We start from the raw sequence: 17,701 nt of genomic DNA on the forward strand, positions 1-17,701 counted from the left end.
GACAGCCCCGACCGTCGCCGCGACCGCCACCTCAAGGCACTCCAAGACCTCGGATACGAGGTCACACTCGCCAAGGCCTCATAGGCTGCGGTCGATTCTCCTGACAGCCACTTTCACGCAACGTCGTGGCATGAAAGTGGCTTTGCTGCAATCGTGCCGGCGCCGCTCGCCTCCTGCGGGCGGCGGGCTCCGGTCACGGGGCGCCGAGGGCCCGGGAGATGCCGCGTGCGGCCGCCCGTACAACGGGGATGTACGGCAGGGCGTCCGACGTCGCCGCGGGCACCACCACCGAGAGCGCCGCGACGACGTCGCCGCGCGCTCCCCGCACCGGCGCCGCGATCGACAGCGCCACCAGCTCGATCTGTCCGTCGCTCATGGCAACGTCGGAGCGGCGCACCTCGGCGAGCGCGCGGCGCACCTCGTCGGGCCGGCACATCGTCTTCGGCGTGTAGCGCTTCAGCGGTCCGGCGAGCACCTGCTCCTGCAGCTCCGGGTCGGCGTGGGCCAGCAGCGCCAGCCCGACGCCGGTGGCGTGCAGCGGCAGCCGACCCCCGACCCGGGTGATGACGTTGACCGCGCCGCGCCCGGAGATCCGCTCCAGGTAGACCACCTCGGCACCGTCGAGCACCGCGAGCTGCACGTTCTGGCGGGTGACCTCGTAGAGGTCCTCGAGGAACGGCATCGCCGACTCGCGCAGCCCGAGCCCGCGCGGCGCCAGCGCCCCGACCTCCCACAGCCGCAGCCCCACGCGGTAGCGGCCGTCGTCGGCCCGCTCCAGCGCACCCCAGTCGGCGAGCTCGCCGACGATGCGGTGCGCCGTGGTGAGCGGCAGCGAGGCCCGCCTGCTGATCTCGGTGAGCGTGAGGTCGGGGCGTTCCCCGCTGAACGCCCCGAGCACGCGCAGGACCCGCGCCGTCACCGTCTGACCCATCACCGCCCAGTGTGCCTCCGGCTTCCGCTCAACGGAAGCCGAGTCGAGCGAGCGCGGACGCGTGCGCGACGCTTCCGGGCATGCGCACACAGGTAGGGATCGTGGGCGCGGGACCGGCAGGGCTGCTGTTGTCACACCTGCTCGCCCGCGCGGGGATCGAGTCGGTGGTGCTCGAGGCCCGCAGTCGGAGCTACGTCGAGCAGCGGGTGCGGGCGGGGGTGCTGGAGCACCCGACGGTCGAGCTGCTGCGCGAGGTCGGGCTGGCCGAGCGCCTCGACCGCGAGGGGCTGCCGCACGAGGGCATCTCCCTGCGCTTCGACGGCGGCGACCACCGCATCGACTTCGCCGACCTCGTCGGTCGCGGGATCACCGTCTACGGGCAGCAGGAGGTGGTCAAGGACCTGATCGCCGCCCGGCTCGCCGACGGCGGCGACCTGCGGTTCGAGGTCTCCGACGTCACCCTCGACGGCATCGCGGACGCGCCCGTCATCGGCTTCACCGACGCCGAGGGGCAGCGGCAGGAGCTGCACTGCGACGTGATCGCCGGCTGCGACGGGTTCCACGGCATCAGCCGCGGCGCGTTCGCCCACGAGGTGATCGACCGGCAGTACCCGTTCGCCTGGCTCGGCATCCTCGCCAAGGCGGCGCCCACGCACCACGAGCTCGTCTACGCCAACCACGACAACGGCTTCGCGCTCTACTCGATGCGCAGCCCGGAGGTCACCCGCCTGTACCTGCAGGTGCCGCCGGACACCGACGTGAACGACTGGTCCGACGCCCGGACCTGGGACGAGCTCGGCACCCGCCTGGCGGCCGAGGGCTTCACCCTCAACGAGGGCCCGGTGCTGGAGAAGGGCGTCACGGGGATGCGCAGCTTCGTGGCCGAGCCGATGCGGCACGGCAGGCTGTTCCTCGCGGGCGACGCCGCCCACATCGTCCCGCCCACCGGGGCGAAGGGCATGAACCTCGCGATCGCGGACGTGCGGGTGCTCGCCGAGGCGCTGACCGGCTTCCTGCAGCGCGGCGACGAGACCGGGATCGACGCCTACTCCGACACCTGCCTCCGGCGGGTGTGGCGGGCGGAGCACTTCTCCTGGTGGATGACCTCGATGCTGCACAAGATGCCCGACGCGGACGCGTTCACCCGCCGCCTGCAGCTGTCGCAGCTGCGCTACACCGTCTCGTCCCGCGCGGCCGCCACGAGCCTCGCCGAGAACTACACCGGCCTTCCCCATGGAGCAGTCGCATGACAATCCCGCATCCCCCCGGCTACCGGCCCGCGCCGGAGGGCATCCATCCCCCGCTCGACTTCGCCGGCTACAAGAGCACCGGCCTGCGGGCGCCGTCGCAGGCGCCGATCGTGCTCCGGCACCGGCTCACCGAGGTCACCGGACCGCTGCTCACCGGCGACATCGGGCCCAACGACCACGACCTCACCCGTCAGCACGCCGGCGAGCCCATCGGGCAGCGGATCACCGTCTTCGGCCGGGTGCTCGACAGCGACGGGCGCGCCGTGCCCGACACGCTCGTCGAGGTGTGGCAGGCCAACGCGGCCGGCCGCTACCCGCACGCCCGGGACAACTGGCCCGCGCCGCTCGACCCCAACTTCACCGGCGGCGGCCGGGTCCTCACCGACTCGCTGGGCAACTACTCGTTCACCACGATCAAGCCCGGCGCGTACCCGTGGGGCAACCACCACAACGCCTGGCGGCCAGCGCACATCCACTTCTCCCTCTTCGGCCGCGCGTTCACCCAGCGGCTCGTGACGCAGATGTACTTCCCCGACGACCCGCTGTTCGACCAGGACCCGATCTTCAACTCGGTGCCCGACCCGAAGGCCCGGCAGCGCATGGTCTCGACGTTCGACCTCGAGGCCACCCGCCCGGAGTGGGCATTGGCCTACCGCTTCGACATCGTGCTGCGCGGGCGCGAGCAGACCCCCTTCGAGGAGCCGCATGAGTGACCTGCTGACCCCCTCGCAGACCGTCGGGCCGTTCCTGAGCATCGGGCTCACGTGGCTCGAGGGCCACAAGGTCGTCCCGGACGGCACCCCGGGCGCGATCCGGATCTCCGGTGTCGTCACCGACGGCGTGGGCGAGCCCGTCATCGACGGGATGATCGAGACCTGGCAGGCCGACCCCGACGGTCGCTTCGACCACCCCGACGACCCCCGCGGGGCGTCCGGATCGGGCTTCCGCGGCTTCGGCCGGTGCGCCACCGACGCCGAGGGCCGCTACGAGATCGTCACGGTGAAGCCGGGCGCGCTCGGCGACGGGCAGGCCCCGCACATCGACGTCTCGGTGTTCGCGCGCGGGCTGCTCGACCGGCTCGTCACCCGGATCTACTTCCCGGACGAGACCGCGGCCAACGCCGCCGACCCGCTGCTCGCGTCGCTGCCTGCGGAGCGTGCCACCACGCTCGTCGCGCAGGACGCGGGCGTGGGGGAGCTGCGGTTCGACATTCGTCTGCAGGGCGAGGGGGAGACGGTCTTCCTCACGGTCTGAGCCCTGTCTGAGCCCACCGGCCGGGAGCTGGAGGAGGGCGACTCGGGCACCGGGAACGGGCGACTCGCGGAAACTTCGCGAGTCGCCCGTTTCGCGTGCGCGAGTCGCCCCGTTCGTGGGCCGGGGCCGCGGCCCACGGCGCCGCGATCGGGTGGTGTCGATCACCCGATGCGTGGGGAATCCACGACCCGACACAGCGGTTTCTCAGGTGAGACATAGCGCAGACCTTGGTCCGGATGGGAAGAAGGGATCACAGGTTTCGCGCAGCGGAAGGACGTGGTCAAGGTGACGGGGCCGGCGGTCGCGATGACGATGCCGGTGGCCGCGGCGGTGCCGTCGTTCCGGGCGCGGCTGCGGACGCGCCATCCGCTGTTCGTGCAGCTGATCCGTTACGCCCTCGTGGGCGGGCTCGGCACCGCCGCCAACGCCGCGATCTTCCTCCTGCTCCGCACCTGGTGGGACACGCTGCCGGCCAACCTCGTCGCGCTCGTGCTGAGCACCGCGGTGAGCACCGAGGCCAACCGGCGGTTCACGTTCGGTGGCGCCGTTGTGCACCGGTGGCGCGCCTACGTGCAGAACGGCGGCACCGTCGTGTTCTACGCGTTCTACAGCTCGGCCGTGCTCCTGCTGCTCGGGCTCGTGGTCACCGACCCGGCCCCGGTCCTGGAGTCGGGCACGGTGGCGGCGGCGAGCGTCCTCGGTGGGATCAGCCGCTTCCTCGTCATGCGGTACTGGGTCTTCGGTGGCAGCCCGGACGAGCGGGAGCCCGCGGCTGCGGAGGAACCCGTCCGCCTGCGCTGAGGGCCTCGGCCTGGCACGGTGGGACACATGGGAGCTTCGATCACCAAACGGACGACCGCGGCCCTGCTGGCCGCCGGTGCGCTGCTGTTCACCTCGGCGGGTGCCTGCGGCGGCGGCGAGAGCGACGACGGCGACGACGGCGTGCCCGCCGTCTCCGAGCAGCAGGGCGACGACGGCCAGGACGGCCAGGACGGCGACGACGGCCAGGACGGTGACGACGGCCAGGACGACTGAGCCCCCGGGCCACCGCCGGTCCTCCCGGCGGTGGCCCGTCACCGGCCGTCCGGCAGTCGCGCTGCGGAGGGCATAGATTCCCGGCATGGCCGCCACGCAGTCGACCACCGAGGCGTTCGAGCGCAAGCCCGTCGCCGTCACCGAGCGGATCACCGCCGACGGCTCGTCGCGGTGGCCCGTCGAGCCGGGGCGCTACCGGTTGATCGTCGCCAGGGCGTGCCCGTGGGCGAACCGCAGCGTGATCGTCCGCCGGCTGCTGGGGCTGGAGCCCGTGCTGTCGATGGGGATCGCCGGACCGCTGCACGACGAGCGCAGCTGGCGGTTCCACCTCGACCCCGGCGACAAGGACCCGGTGCTGGGCATCGAGTACCTCGGCGAGGCCTACCGCAAGGCCGACCCCGACTTCTCGGCGGGCGTCACCGTCCCCGCGGTCGTCCAGGTCGCCGGCGGCAAGGTCGTCACCAACAACTTCCAGCAGCTCACGCTCGACTTCTCCACGCAGTGGACGGCCTACCACCGCGACGGGGCCCCCGACCTCTACCCCGAGGAGCACCGCGCGGAGATCGACGAGATCAACGACGCCGTCTACCACGACATCAACAACGGCGTGTACAAGGCCGGGTTCGCGAAGGGACAGGGCGCCTACGAGCGGGCGTACGCCGAGGTGTTCGGCCGCCTCGACGCCCTCTCGGAGCGGCTCGCGACCCGCCGCTACCTCGTCGGCGACACGATCACCGAGGCCGACATCCGGCTCTGGGTCACGCTCGTGCGCTTCGACGCCGTCTACCACGGCCACTTCAAGTGCAACCGGCAGAAGCTCGCCGAGATGCCGGTGCTGTGGGGCTACGCGCGCGACCTGTTCCAGACGCCGGGCTTCGGCGACACGATCGACTTCGAGCAGATCAAGCAGCACTACTACGGCGTGCACGCCGAGATCAACCCCACCGGGATCGTGCCGGTCGGGCCCGACCCGCTGGGCTGGCTCACCCCGCACGGCCGCGAGGACCTCGGTGGGCGCCCGTTCGGCGACGGCACCCCGCCCGGACCGCCGCCGGAGGGCGAGCGGGTGCCGCCGATCAGCTGACGCCGGGCACCGGCGCCGTACCCGTGCCACGACTGCCCGGACGCGCACGGGATGATGGCTCCCGATGCTGCTCCGTGCCTCGTCCCCGCCCGCCCGCAGGTCCCCGCTGCGCAGCGCGGCCGTCGCCGCTGCCGCGCTCGCCGGCCTGCTCGCCGCCCCGGCCCCCGCGGCCGTCGCCACCCCGGAGCCCCCGACGCCGAAGCTCACCGGCCTGGCGCTGGGCCCCGACCGGCTGCCCGACTGCCGCGCCGTCGTCGCCGCGATGCCGCCGCGGGCCCGGCTGGCCCAGCGGCTGATGGTCGGGGTCGACGCGTCCGACCCGGCCACCACGGCCGAGACGGTCCTCCTGACCCAGGTCGGCGGCATCTTCATCGGCGGCAACGCCACGGAGCTGCTGTCCGACCAGGCGCTGCGCGGTGTGCAGGCGATGTCGCGGATCCCGCTCGCGGTCGCCGTGGACGACGAGGGCGGCCGCGTCCAGCGCATCGACGACCTCGACGGCGACCTGCCGAGCGCGCGGGAGATGGCCACCGAGCTGAGCCCGCTGGAGGTGCGCGAGCTCGGCCGCGACCGGGGCCGGGCGCTCGCCGCCCGCGGCGTCACCATGAACCTCGCCCCGACCGTCGACGTGAGCGAGCAGCCGGCCGGGGCGGTGATCGGGGACCGGTCCTACGGCTCCGACCCCGGCACCGTCACCAGCTACGCCGGCGCGTTCGCCCAGGGACTGCGCGAGGCCGGGGTCTTCACCGTCCTCAAGCACTTCCCCGGGCACGGACGCGGCGACGGCGACTCGCACGAAGGCCGTGTCACCACCCCGCCGCTGGACGAGCTGCGCGAGGTCGACCTGCAGCCCTACGCCGACCTCCTCGGCCCGGCCGGCCCGCTCGGCAACGGTCGCACCGGGGTGCTGGTCGGACACCTGGACGTGCCGGGGCTGACCGAGGACCTGCCGAGCTCGCTCACGCCGGCCGTCTACGAGCTGTTGCGCGGCGAGTACGGCTTCGACGGCCTAGTGCTCACCGACGACCTCGGCGCGATGGCCGCGATCACCGACGAGTTCGAGCTGCCCGAGGCCGTCGAGCGGGCGCTGGCGGCGGGGGCGGACATCGCGCTGTGGTCCGACGGCGGCCGGGTCACCCCGGTGCTCGACGCGCTGGAGCAGGCCCTGGCGGCGGGGGAGCTGAACGCCGAGGCGAACGACGCCGCGGTCGCACGGGTGCTGGCGGCCAAGCGCGTCTGCTCCTGAACTCCGCCATCACCTCGCCGCCGGACCGCAGCAAGGTGGCTTTACTGCAACAACACCGCAGTAAAGCCACCTTGCTGCAACTCCCGGGCGGCCGCGGGGTCTCCTACCGCTGGGTGCGTTCCATGCCGCGGCGCACCGCGTCGGCCAGGTAGGGGCGCAGGCGGGTCGGCTCCACGATGGCGTGCACCGCGCCCACCTGCTGGGCCCGCTGGATGCTGTGGGCGGTGTCGAACTCGTCGGCCACCTGCCCGAGCTTCTCCGACCGCACATCCGGCCGCAGGGCCGCGAGCCCGGCGGTGAGCCGCGCCGCCTCGGACTCCGCGCCCTCGCGTCGCGCGTCGGCGATCCGGGCCTCCAGGCCGGCGATCCGCGGGTCGTTCGCGGTGCGCTTGTTCACCTCGCCCGCGAACACGACGGCCGCCGCGGGCGCCCCGCCGAGCACCGACGCGTACGAGCCCTCGACGGCGGCGACCTCCATGTTGTCGTTCAGCGTGCCGGAGAACACGACGAAGGCGCCGCCGTGGTACCGGGAGATCACGCAGAAGACGATGGGCCCGTCGAAGTCGACCATTGCGCGCCCGATCTCGGCGCCGTACTCCAGCTGCAGCAGCCGCAGGGACTCCGGTGACCCGTCGAACCCGGACAGGTTCGCGAGGATCACCAGCGGACGGTTCCCGCTGGCCGCGTTGATGGCCCGGGCCATCTTCTTCGAGGACTTCGGGAACAGGGTGCCCCCGGTGAACGAGGTGGGCCCGTCCATCGGGATCCGCCCGCGACGGGGCAGCGGGCGGGACTCGACGCCCAGCAGCGCGATCGGCTGCCCGCCCAGGTGCGCGTCGAGCACCACCGCGCCCTCGGCGTCGATCATGTCGATCCAGCGCTCGAGCGTGGGGTGGTCGGCGTCGGCCACCGACCGCAGCACCGAGCGGATGTCGAACGGCTTCTTCCGGCCGGGGTTGGCCGAGAACACCTCGCCCACCGTCGTGAAGTCGCAGCCCGGCCCGGAGTGCGGGGAGTCGGAAATGTCCCGGTCGACGGGGTCGGTGCTCGGCGCCGGCCGCGGGAACCGCTCGCCGGGCGCGCGGTAGGTGTGGGCGTAGTGGGTGAGCAGGACGTCCACCGCGCCCGACAGGTCGGGCGCCCAGTACTGCGCCTGCCCGTTCGGGCCCATGATCCGGTCGTAGCCGCCGATGCCGAAGTTGTCCTCGGCCGAGACGCCGCCGGAGTAGTCCAGCGACTGTTTTCCGGTGAGCACCATGGCGCTGTCGGGCGTCATCACGAGGATGCCCTTGGTGTGCATGAGCATCGTCGCCTCGGCGTTCCAGTACGGCTGGGCGCCGACGTTGATGCCCGAGACCACCACGTTGATCTCGCCGCCGTCCTGGGTGAACTCGACGATCCCGCGCAGCGCCCGCGCGATCCAGTCCATGTTCTCGACGCCGGAGTCCATCGCGATCTTCGCGCCCGCTGAGACGGCGAACCACTCGATCGGCGCGTCCAGGCGCCGGGCCAGCTCGATCGCGGCCAGGATGCGTGCGCACTCCGGCTCGGCGAGCGCCCCGAGCGCCTTCGTCGGGTCGCCCAGCAGCACCACGCGGGTCATGCCCTCCGGGTAGCGCCGCGTCGGCGTGGTGACGGTGCCCAGCACGATGTTGGCGGTGTTGCCGCCGGGAGCCCGATCCACCGGCACCGGCGCCCCGGAGTCGTCGAGGTCGTACTCGGTGAACGAGCCGGGCGCCCCGCCCCGGTCGGGGTTGCGCACCAGCATCGGCACGAGCTCGTACGGGTAGACGGCGCCGCGACGGCGGGCCCGGATCACCTTCTGCGCGTAGGCGTCGAGCTCGCGCAGCGGGTGCGTCGGCGGCTCGGTGACCTGCACGGTGAGGCCCGCACCCGGGGGCCGGGACATCCGCAGCATGAACTCGCGCGGCTCGCCCGTGCCCGCGGTGTGCCGGAACTGCACCAGCACCTGCTCCAAACCGAGCCCCTCGGTGCGGGGCGCGAGCACCCACACGACCGAGTCGAGCTCCTCCAGCGGCACGTCGACGACCGGCCAGACGTAGAGCAGCACCCGGTTCCAGTCCAGCCGCGCGCCGCCGTTCTCCGTGGCCCGGGCCGAGCGCAGCGCGTCCATGCAGGAGTCGAGCACCTGCTCGAGCTGGGGGAGGGCGCGGATGCGACCGGCCTCGTCACGCAGCACGGTCAGGTCGCGCACGTCGGACATGACGATGATCCGCCGGTCGTCCGGCACGTTCTTCCCCACGGCACGGAAGATGTGCACGTCGATCGGGGACGGCAGGCGGGTCAGCTCGAAGTCCGACAGGCGCCACAGCCCGAGCCGCTCGGCGACCATCGGGTGCAGGCCACGCAGCGTCCGGTTCTCGACGGGCCTGCGGTCCGGGCCCGGCGCGAACGTGAACCACGCCGACCGCTCGTCGCCGTGCGGGCGGCGCACCGCCACCGCCACCCTGGCCAGCCGATCGGGCAACCGCCCGAGCATCGCGCGGATCTTCTCCGCGGAGCGCTCCGGGTCGGCGTCCGGGGCCTCGCCCGCGATGACGTACAGGTCGAGCAGCGCCGTGCGGCCCTCCGGCAGCTGGGCGATGAGCCGCCGCAGGTCGCCCTGCACGGCCATCGGCTCGCCCCAGGACGGTGCGTCGTCCGCCGTGTGCACGGTGGTGGCGAGCACGGCGAACTCCTGGCCGTCGTGTGCGTAGCCCGCGGTGAGCAGCGGCCGCCCGCCGCGGTCCTCCAGCTGCAGATCGTGCAGCCCGCGGACCCGGTAGTAGCGCCGGGTCATCACCTCGAGCATCGCGGCGTGGTGGCGCGCGCCGAACACCCCGAGGATCGGCTCGCCCGCCGACACGATCGCGCCGATCTGCCCGCGGCGCACGTCCGGGTCGTCGAACAACCGGTCCAGTTCGGCCCGCACCTTCTCCTGGCCCGCGGCCCGCTCCATGGCGATCAGCGGCGCGTCGAACAGCGTGTAGCGCACCTGCCGGGCCAGGCTGCCGACGACCGGGTGGCGCAGCTGCGTGGCCGGGATGAGCCGGTCGAGCGTGCGCTGGTACTCCGCACGCGCCGACTCGGGCAGCGCGTCGGGGTGGCGCAACCGCCACTGCAGCAGCTCGAGCACCACCGGGACGTGCGCGGCGGCCCGGCGGTGGGCGAGGAACATCCGGTAGAGCGCGCTGCTGAGCGCGTCCGACGGCTCGAGGTCCGGCACGCCGTAGTGCGCGAGCGCGCGGCGCAGCTTCTCGCGGAACGACTCCGGCAGGCCCTCCGCGTCGGCGTCCCGGGACCGCAGGTAGGCGTACAGGTACTCCTGTGGGTTGCGGGCCTCCTCGCCCATCGGGTCGACCTGCTGCGACTCGTCCTCCGGGCCACGGCGGTTGCGCGACAGGGCGGAGAGGTCCGCGAAGATCCGCAGCACCGCCGACTCGCCGGCGAGCACACCCGGGTCGTCGGGCGCGAGGTCCTCGCGCGCCGCGGTGAGCGCCGCCAGCAGCGGCCGGGCGCTGCGCTCGTCGACGTCGTAGCCGAGCACGAGGTAGCGCAGCGACGTGAGCGCGTCGGCGGCCACGACGGCGGCGTCGGTGCTCGCGACCGCGGGGTGTGCCAGCCGCGACAGGTCGACGCGCTCGCCCGCCGGGGCGCCACCCCCGTCCGAGTCCGGCTCGAGCCGCACCAGCTTGGTGCCGCCCTCCACCTGGGTGTTCGGGGCGACGAGGATCTCCCGCACCCGGCCGGCGACGGGTGCGCGCAGCGCCGTCTCCAGCTTCATGCTCTCGACCACGGCCACGACGTCGCCCGCCTCGACGACGTCGCCACGCGCGATCGGGATGGCCACCACCATCGCCGGGGCCGGGGCGCGCACCATGCCGGCCTCGCCACCGGAGATGCGGTGCACCGCGCCGTCGACCTCGATGAGGTAGTCCGAGCCCTGCGGGACCGACAGCACCGTGAACGTCTCGCCGCCCGCGGTCAGCTTGCGCTCGAACCGGCCGATGCGTTCCGCGTCGACGTCGATCGCACGTCCGTCGACCTCGACCCGATAGCGGGAGCCCCGGGCCTGCGCCACCCGCAGCCGGTAGGACTGGCCCGCCGCGCGCACGTCCACCTGGTGCCACGTCTCGTGCCCCACCTCGGGGCGGCCGCGCTCGGCGGAGGTGAACAGCCGCTGCCGCTGCCGTGCCACGTGGGCGTCCTGCGCCTCGACGGCCGTGGCGAGCAGGGCGACGTCGAGCCGCCGCGGCGGCGCGTAGCCCTCGGCCATCATCCCGTCGAGCCACGTGGTGTCGGTGTCGCCCGTGACGACCTCGGGGCGGCTCAGCAGGTCGAGCAGGAACGCCTTGTTGGTGGTACCGCCGTCGATCACCGCGGTGGTCTCGCGCAGCGCGCGGGACAGCCGGGCGCGCGCCTCGGCCCGGTCGCGGCCCCACGCGATCACCTTGGCGATCATCGAGTCGAACTGCGGCGGGATCACGTCGCCCGCCGCCACGCCGGTGTCGACCCGGACGCCGGGGCCGCTGGGCAGCGCGAGGTGCTCGATGCGGCCTGGGGCGGGGGCGAAGCCCTCTTCCGGGTCCTCGGCGGTGAGCCGGGCCTCGATGGCGTGCCCGCGGGCCTGCGGCATCTCCGGCGCGATGTCGGCGAGCTTCCCGCCCAGCGCGACGTGCAGCTGCAGCTTGACGATGTCGACCCCGGTGGTCGCCTCGGTGACGGGGTGCTCCACCTGCAGTCGCGTGTTCACCTCGAGGAAGGACAGCAGCCGCTCGGTGGGCTCGTAGAGGAACTCGACGGTGCCGGCGTTGACGTAGCCCGCGGCCCGGGCCAGCTCGGCCGCCGAGCGGCGCAGCAGCGCGTCCTGCTCGGCGTCGAGCGCGGTGGAAGCGGACTCCTCGATGACCTTCTGGTTGCGCCGCTGCACCGAGCAGTCGCGCACGCCGAGCGTCCACACGTCGCCGGTGGCGTCGGCCACCACCTGCACCTCGACGTGGCGCCCGCCCCGGATCGCGCGCTCCAGGAAGACGGTGGCGTCGCCCGCGGTGCGGGAGGCCTCGGAGCTCGCCCGCTCGAAGGCCTCGTCGAGCTCCTCGGGAGCGTTGACGCGCCGGATGCCGCGGCCGCCGCCACCCGCGGTGGCCTTGACCATCAGCGGGTAGCCGATCCGCTCCGCGTGCCCGCGGGCCTCGGCGACGTCCGCGACGGGGCCGCCGCTCCAGGCGGCCAGCGGCACGCCGACCTCCTCGGCCAGCTTCTTCGCCGCGATCTTGTCGCCGAGCCGCTCCATCACCTCCGGCGACGGCCCGATGAACACGATCCCGAGCTCCCGGCACAGGCGCGCGAAGTCGGCCTTCTCGGACACGAAGCCCCAGCCGGGCCACACCGCGTCGGCGCGCGCCGCCCGCAGCCCGCGCTCCAGCTCGGCGTGGTCGAGGTACGGGCTCGTGGCGAACGCCTGGTCCGGGTCGTCCGGGCCGATCAGGACGGCCTCGTCGGCCTCACGGACGAACATCGCATGCCGGTCCACGGCCGTGTAGAGCGCGATCGTCCGCAGCCGGTCCTCCGCGCCGGCCTCGGCATTCCACTCCCGCACCGCGTGGATCAGCCGCATCGCCGGTTCCCCGCGGTTGACGATGGCAACCCGCTGGAACGCCTGCTCCGTCACGATCTACTTCAACTCCCCGTCGCTGATGGCCACGGCCGCCCGAGTCCGGTCCGGTTCGGGACGGACCCGAGGACCGTACGCCGGGATCCTCCGGTCCGGCCCACCCAACTCGACACGCCCCCGTGAGCACAACCGACGAGCGGGGGATCACGCTGCGCATCCGACCGGGCAAGATGATCGCGTGCTGACGGTGAGCCGCGGTGACCTGACCTTCGACGTGCGCGAGCACGGACCGGCCGACGGCGACCCGGTGCTGCTGCTGCACGGGTTCCCGCAGCGGGCCACCAGCTGGGACGCCGTCGCGGCTCGCCTCGCGGCCCGCGGGTACCGGGTGCTCGCGCCCGACCAGCGGGGGTACTCGCCGGGTGCGCGCCCGCCCGGCAGGAGGGCGTACCGGTCGGGCGAGCTCGTGGCCGACGCGCTCGCGGTGATCGACCAGCCGGTCGGTGCAGGGGCGCGGGTGCACCTCGTCGGCCACGACTGGGGAGCCGTCGTGGCGTGGCGGCTTGCGGCCCGCCACCCCGACCGCGTGCGCACGCTCACGGCCGTCTCCGTCCCGCCGCCCGCCACGTACGTCCGGTCGCTGCTGACCACCCGCCAGGGCCTGGCGTCCTGGTACGTCTACGCGTTCCAGCTGCCGGGGCTGCCCGAGCGCGCGCTCGGTGCCCGTGGACGTCCGTTCTCCCCGCTGTTCGCGGCGATGCTGCGGCGCACCGGGCAGCGCCGGGAGGCGGCCGAGCGCGACGCCGCCGGGCTCGCCGACCCGGCGGCGCTGACCGCGGCGATCAACTGGTACCGGGCGATGTTCCTCGAGCGGCCGGACGCCGCTGACCCGCCCGTGCCGGTGCCCACGCTGTTCGTGTGGAGCGACGGCGACACGGCGCTGACCCGCCAGTCCACCGAGCTGACCCACGAGCAGGTCACCGGCCCGTTCCGGTACGCGGAGCTGCGCGGCGTGAGCCACTGGATCCCGGACGAGGCCCCCGACCAGCTCGCCGAGCTCGTGCTCGACCACATCGCCGAGCACCCCCTGTAGCGGCGCTCCCCCCTAAGGTCGGGAAATGGCCCGCGTCCCGTACGTCGAACCCGAGAACGCCCCGCCCGCCACCGCGTCGGCACTGGGGAAGATGCCGCGACTGCACGTGTTCGGTCTCCTCGCGCACGCCGAGACCGCGTTCGTGCCATGGCTGCGCTTCGGCGGCGCCGTGCTGTCCGACCTCGCGCTCGACCCGCTCCTGCGCGAGCTCGCGATCCTGCAGGTCGGGAGGCTGGCCGGACGCTACGAGTGGGACCAGCACGTCCCCATCGCGCTGGACTGCGGCGCCACCGAGGAGCAGATCGCCGCGGTGGACCGCGGGGAGATCGACGCCGCGTGCTTCACGCCGGCCCAGCAGGCCGTGCTCGCGTTCGTCGCCGATCTGGTGCGCGACGGCGAGGTCCCCGACGACCGCTACGCCGCGCTCGCGGCCGAGCTCGACGACCGCCGCGTCGTCGAGCTGGCGCTCACGGCCGGGCACTACCTCGGGCTCGCCAGGGTGATGACCACGCTGCGGATCGACCCCGACCCGCCCGCCGCGCCCGGCAGCCTCCGGGTGCGCCGGGACTGACGATGGAGGTCCTCGCATCGCGGGTGCTGCTGCACCCCACCGACATGGAGCGCAGCCTGGCGTTCTACCGGGACGTGCTCGGCCTCGCCGTCGCCCGCGAGTTCCCCGGCGGCACCGTGTTCTTCCTCGGCAGCGGCTACCTCGAGCTGTCCGGCCGGGCCGACACCCCCGCGGGCGCGGCCGTCGCCCTGTGGCTGCAGGTCCGCGACCTCGCAGCGGCCCACCGCGAGATCGCCGCCCACGTCGTCCGCGAGCCGCGGCAGGAGCCGTGGGGCCTGCACGAGATGTGGATCGCCGACCCCGACGGCACCCGCATCGTGCTCGTGCAGGTGCCCGAGGACCACCCGATCCGGCGGGACACCCGGTAGCGGCGGCGTGGTGATCGTCGTGAGATGCGCGTGCGGGCGGTCGCGACCGCGATGACTGCGCGTTCGCGGTGATCATGTGGGCGGTGATCACCGTGAGGTGCGCGTTTCTGAACCTGGGTCTGCTGAACGGGTGCGCTCGTGGCGATCTTGGGTGAGGAGGGGTGCGAGCGAGGTGCGGCTGGGGGACGAGCGCGCGCACGTCGGCCATGATCACCGCGAGATGCGCGTGTGCGCGGTCGCGACTGCGATGACTGCGCGTTCGCGGCGATCATGCCGCCGGTGATCGCCGCGAAACGCGCATCCTTGCACCTGCGATTGCCAAAACGACCCGCTCGCGGCGATCTTGGGCGTCCAGCGACGGTGGCTGGGGAACGAGCGGGCGTACCTCGCTTACCGGGCCAAGATCGCCGTGAGAGGTGCGTGCGTGCGGTCTGGACTACGACATCGATGCGCTCGTTGCGATCATGCAGCCGGTGATCGCCGCGACGCACGCGTCCCAGCGCCTGCGACTGCGGAAACGACCCGCTCGCGGCGATCTCGGCTGTGGGACGGGTGGGGCGAGCTGCCGCGGGGGCGGACGAGCGTGCGCAGGTCGCCCGGCCGGCCGTGATCACCGCGAGATGCGGGCGTTTGCGGTCCGGACTGCGATGACTGCGCGTTCGCGGCGATCATGCCGCGGTTATCGTCGCGAGGTGCACGTCCCAGCACCTGCAACTGCCGAAACGAACCGCTCGCGGCGATCTCGGGTGTGGGACGGGTGGGGCGAGCTGCCGCGGGGGCCGGACGAGCGTGCGCAGGTCGCCCGGCGGGCCATGATCGCTGCGAGAGGCGCCTTTGCACGGTGTTGACTGCGATCTCTGCGCGCTCGCGGCGATCATGCGGCCGGTGATCGCCGGGAGATGCGCGTCCGTGCGGTCCCGACCGCGATGACTGCGCGTTCACGCTGATCATGTCGCAGCGCCAGGGCTGCGGCGAGGGGTCAGGCCGCCCGCGCCGGCACCGGGACGGGCGCGGCCGCCCCGGCGACGGGGGAGCGCGGCGTCAGGGCGGCGATCAGCGCGGCCACCGCGGCGGCGCCCGCCGCAGCGAGGAACACCACCACGTACGCGGAGGCCGAGGGCAGCTCCCGCCCGGCGACGGACGCCGTCAGACCGGTGGTGACGGCGGCGACGACGGCGCTGCACGACGAGGTCCCGAGCATGCGCATCAGCGTGTTGAGGCTGTTGGCGGCAGCGGTCTCCGTCGACGGCACCCCGTTCATGATCAGCAGCGGCAGTGCGGAGTAGGCCAGCGCGGCCCCGATCGCCGCGACCGTCGACGCGGCGAGCACGAGCGGGACCGACCCGGGCAGCGTGGCCAGCCCGACGTTGCCCGCCGCCAGCACGGTGGTGCCCAGCACGAGGGTGGTGCGGGGCCCGTAGCGGGCCGAGATCCGGGCCGACACCGGCGAGAAGATGGACATGGCGCCACCGATCGGCAGCAGCACCACGCCCGCGGCGACGAGCGACAGCCCGAACCCGTAGCCCGTGGCGACCGGCGCCTGCAGGATCTGGGTGGTCACCAGGAAGCTGGCGAACATCGCGAAGCCCGTGGCGATCGACGCCACGTTCGTCCACAGCACGGTGGGGCGGGCCGAGACCCGCAGGTCGACCATCGGCGACCTGGTCCGCAGCTCGTACCGGCTCCACGCGGCGAAGAGCACCGCGGCGGCGACCAGCAGCCCGAGCACACCGGCGCTGGCCCAGCCCCACTCCGCGCCCTTCGACACCGCCAGCAGCAGGCAGACGAGTGCCACGGCGAGCCCGAGTGCGCCGAGGAGGTCGAACCGCCCGCCGGTGCGGGTGGGCGACTCGCTCACGACGGCGCGGACCAGCAGGAACTGCAGCGCGCCGACGACGGCGGCCCCGGCGAACAGCCAGCGCCAGCTGGCCTCCTGGGCCACGAGCCCGGTGAGCGGCAGCGCAATGGCGCCACCGATCCCGAGCGAGGAGCTCATCAGCGCGACGCCGCTGCCGACGCGGTCGGCGGGAAGGAGGTCCCGCATGATGCTGATCCCGAGTGGGACCACGCCGAGCGCGGCGCCCTGCAGCACGCGGGCCGCGATCAGCACACCGACGTCCGGCGCAACTGCGCCCAGGGCCGACCCCACGCTCACCAGCGCGAGCGCGACGAGGAGCATGCGGCGCTTGCCGTACATGTCGCCGAGCCTGCCCAGCAGTGGTGCGCCGACCGCCCCCGCCACGAGCGTCGCGGTGACGAGCCACGCGACCGTGGCCGGGGACGCCGACAGCAGCCGGGGGAACCGGGGGAGCAGGGGGACGACCAGGGTCTGCATCAGCGAGACGGCCAGCCCGCACGAGGCGAGGACACCGACGACGAGCGCGGGACGGGCCGGGCCGGAAGCTTGATGAGACCACACAACTTCCAGATGACACGAGATCGTTGCCATTGGCAAGTTGTTCAGGGGTCTCCGCCAGCCGAAAGTGACAGGAAAGCCACGTTGCTGACGTTCAACGACAGGAACGTGGCTTTCCTGACAGCGGGGAGGGCACCGACGGGCTCGGGTTACGGTGCCGGCGTGACCCGCGTGCTGACCCCCGAGCTCGTCACCCCCGAGTTCCGCGAATTCTGGACCGAGCGGCGGATCGGCACCCTCGTCACTCTGAGGCCCGACGGCAGCCCGCACGTCGTGCCCGTCGGCGTCACGCTCGACGTCGAGGCCGGCCTCGCGCGAGTGATATGCAGCGGGCGGTCGCAGAAGGTGCGCAACGTGGAGGCCATGGGCGTCGCGGTCGTGTCGCAGGTCGACGGGAGGCGCTGGTCCACGCTGGAGGGCAAGGCGGTCGTGCGGCGGGACGCCGACTCCGTCGCCGAGGCCGTGCGCCGCTACGGTGTGCGGTACCGCGAGCCCCGGGTCAACTCGGAGCGGGTGGTCCTGGAGATCACCGTGCAGCGGGTGCTGGGGCTGGTCTAGCCCCACCGCGGGCGAGCAGGCATCCTGTACCGGTCAAGAGGGCTGCGATCCCCACCGCCGCGGCGTGGCCCTACGTGCCGGTCCGGCCGGACCCGCCGCAGGGAGTGGACCCGTGAGCATCGCGTTCGAGGACGACCATGAGGCCACCGTCGTAGATCTGCCTCGCAACCAACCCCAGCTCGACCTGAACATCGCCACGCTCGGCCAGGCGCGGATCACCTCGCCGATGGCTCCGCTGCTCGACGCCGCGAACACCACCGAGCACTACGTCAACGAGAACG

General features: G+C 73.4%; 14 protein-coding genes. 11 read left to right on the forward strand and 3 right to left on the reverse strand.

The genetic code is table 11. The annotated features are described in order from the left end of the window. Nucleotides 1-193 precede the first annotated feature (193 nt). Nucleotides 194-931: an IclR family transcriptional regulator gene (locus KME75_RS30270; RefSeq protein WP_219418326.1), complete on the reverse strand. Its 738-nt coding sequence runs from the start codon at nucleotides 929-931 to the stop codon at nucleotides 194-196. Nucleotides 932-1,011: 80 nt separating this feature from the next. Between KME75_RS30270 and KME75_RS30275 the strand changes: the two genes are divergently transcribed. From KME75_RS30275 to KME75_RS30305, 7 genes are all read left to right on the forward strand, one after another. After that, nucleotides 1,012-2,181: a 4-hydroxybenzoate 3-monooxygenase gene (locus KME75_RS30275; RefSeq protein WP_219418327.1), complete on the forward strand. Its 1,170-nt coding sequence runs from the start codon at nucleotides 1,012-1,014 to the stop codon at nucleotides 2,179-2,181. Then, nucleotides 2,178-2,894 (forward strand): protocatechuate 3,4-dioxygenase subunit beta, encoded by a 717-nt coding sequence (gene pcaH / locus KME75_RS30280; RefSeq protein ID WP_219418328.1) that lies wholly within the window; start codon nucleotides 2,178-2,180, stop codon nucleotides 2,892-2,894. Before KME75_RS30275 ends, pcaH begins: the two co-directional genes overlap by 4 nt. Beyond that, nucleotides 2,887-3,435: a protocatechuate 3,4-dioxygenase subunit alpha gene (pcaG, locus tag KME75_RS30285; protein ID WP_219418329.1), complete on the forward strand. Its 549-nt coding sequence runs from the start codon at nucleotides 2,887-2,889 to the stop codon at nucleotides 3,433-3,435. The genes pcaH and pcaG overlap by 8 nt, the downstream gene beginning before the upstream one ends. A gap of 285 nt (nucleotides 3,436-3,720) precedes the next feature. After that, nucleotides 3,721-4,236 carry a GtrA family protein gene (locus KME75_RS30290; RefSeq protein ID WP_219418330.1) on the forward strand — a complete coding sequence of 172 codons (516 nt, stop codon included), beginning with the start codon at nucleotides 3,721-3,723 and terminating at the stop codon, nucleotides 4,234-4,236. 27 nt (nucleotides 4,237-4,263) lie between these two features. After that, a complete protein-coding gene (locus KME75_RS30295; RefSeq protein ID WP_219418331.1) occupies nucleotides 4,264-4,470 on the forward strand; it encodes a hypothetical protein in 207 nt (68 codons plus the stop codon). Nucleotides 4,471-4,555: 85 nt separating this feature from the next. Continuing rightward, entirely contained in the window at nucleotides 4,556-5,554 is a 999-nt protein-coding gene (locus KME75_RS30300) for a glutathione S-transferase family protein (RefSeq protein ID WP_219418332.1), read from the forward strand. 64 nt (nucleotides 5,555-5,618) lie between these two features. After that, on the forward strand, nucleotides 5,619-6,800 hold the full coding sequence (locus KME75_RS30305) for a glycoside hydrolase family 3 N-terminal domain-containing protein (protein ID WP_219418333.1): 1,182 nt from the start codon (nucleotides 5,619-5,621) through the stop codon (nucleotides 6,798-6,800). A 103-nt stretch (nucleotides 6,801-6,903) separates the two neighbouring features. Here the strand turns inward: KME75_RS30305 and KME75_RS30310 are convergent, their stop codons facing one another. Next, on the reverse strand, nucleotides 6,904-12,471 hold the full coding sequence (locus KME75_RS30310; protein ID WP_308283234.1) for an ATP-binding protein: 5,568 nt from the start codon (nucleotides 12,469-12,471) through the stop codon (nucleotides 6,904-6,906). A 181-nt stretch (nucleotides 12,472-12,652) separates the two neighbouring features. On the opposite strand from KME75_RS30310, the gene KME75_RS30315 reads away from it, so the two are divergent. Genes KME75_RS30315 through KME75_RS30325 form a run of 3 tightly spaced genes read left to right on the forward strand, consistent with a single transcriptional unit; the run spans nucleotide 12,653 to nucleotide 14,446 of the window. Further along, nucleotides 12,653-13,507: an alpha/beta fold hydrolase gene (locus KME75_RS30315; protein WP_308283235.1), complete on the forward strand. Its 855-nt coding sequence runs from the start codon at nucleotides 12,653-12,655 to the stop codon at nucleotides 13,505-13,507. A 25-nt stretch (nucleotides 13,508-13,532) separates the two neighbouring features. Next, nucleotides 13,533-14,078 carry a carboxymuconolactone decarboxylase family protein gene (locus KME75_RS30320; protein WP_219418334.1) on the forward strand — a complete coding sequence of 182 codons (546 nt, stop codon included), beginning with the start codon at nucleotides 13,533-13,535 and terminating at the stop codon, nucleotides 14,076-14,078. Between the two features lie 2 nt (nucleotides 14,079-14,080). Continuing rightward, the gene (locus tag KME75_RS30325) at nucleotides 14,081-14,446 is read left to right on the forward strand and encodes a VOC family protein (RefSeq protein WP_219418335.1); all 366 of its coding nucleotides are present in this window, start codon (nucleotides 14,081-14,083) and stop codon (nucleotides 14,444-14,446) included. Nucleotides 14,447-15,425: 979 nt separating this feature from the next. Here the strand turns inward: KME75_RS30325 and KME75_RS30330 are convergent. Then, a complete protein-coding gene (locus tag KME75_RS30330) occupies nucleotides 15,426-16,895 on the reverse strand; it encodes an MFS transporter (protein WP_219418336.1) in 1,470 nt (489 codons plus the stop codon). Nucleotides 16,896-17,024: 129 nt separating this feature from the next. On the opposite strand from KME75_RS30330, the gene KME75_RS30335 reads away from it, so the two are divergent. Further along, nucleotides 17,025-17,420, forward strand: a complete 396-nt coding sequence (locus tag KME75_RS30335) for a TIGR03618 family F420-dependent PPOX class oxidoreductase (RefSeq protein WP_308283237.1) — start codon at nucleotides 17,025-17,027, stop codon at nucleotides 17,418-17,420. Nucleotides 17,421-17,701 lie beyond the last annotated feature (281 nt).

The organism is Pseudonocardia nigra (assembly GCF_019396355.1).
GTDB classification, from domain to species: Bacteria; Actinomycetota; Actinomycetes; order Mycobacteriales; family Pseudonocardiaceae; genus Pseudonocardia; species Pseudonocardia nigra.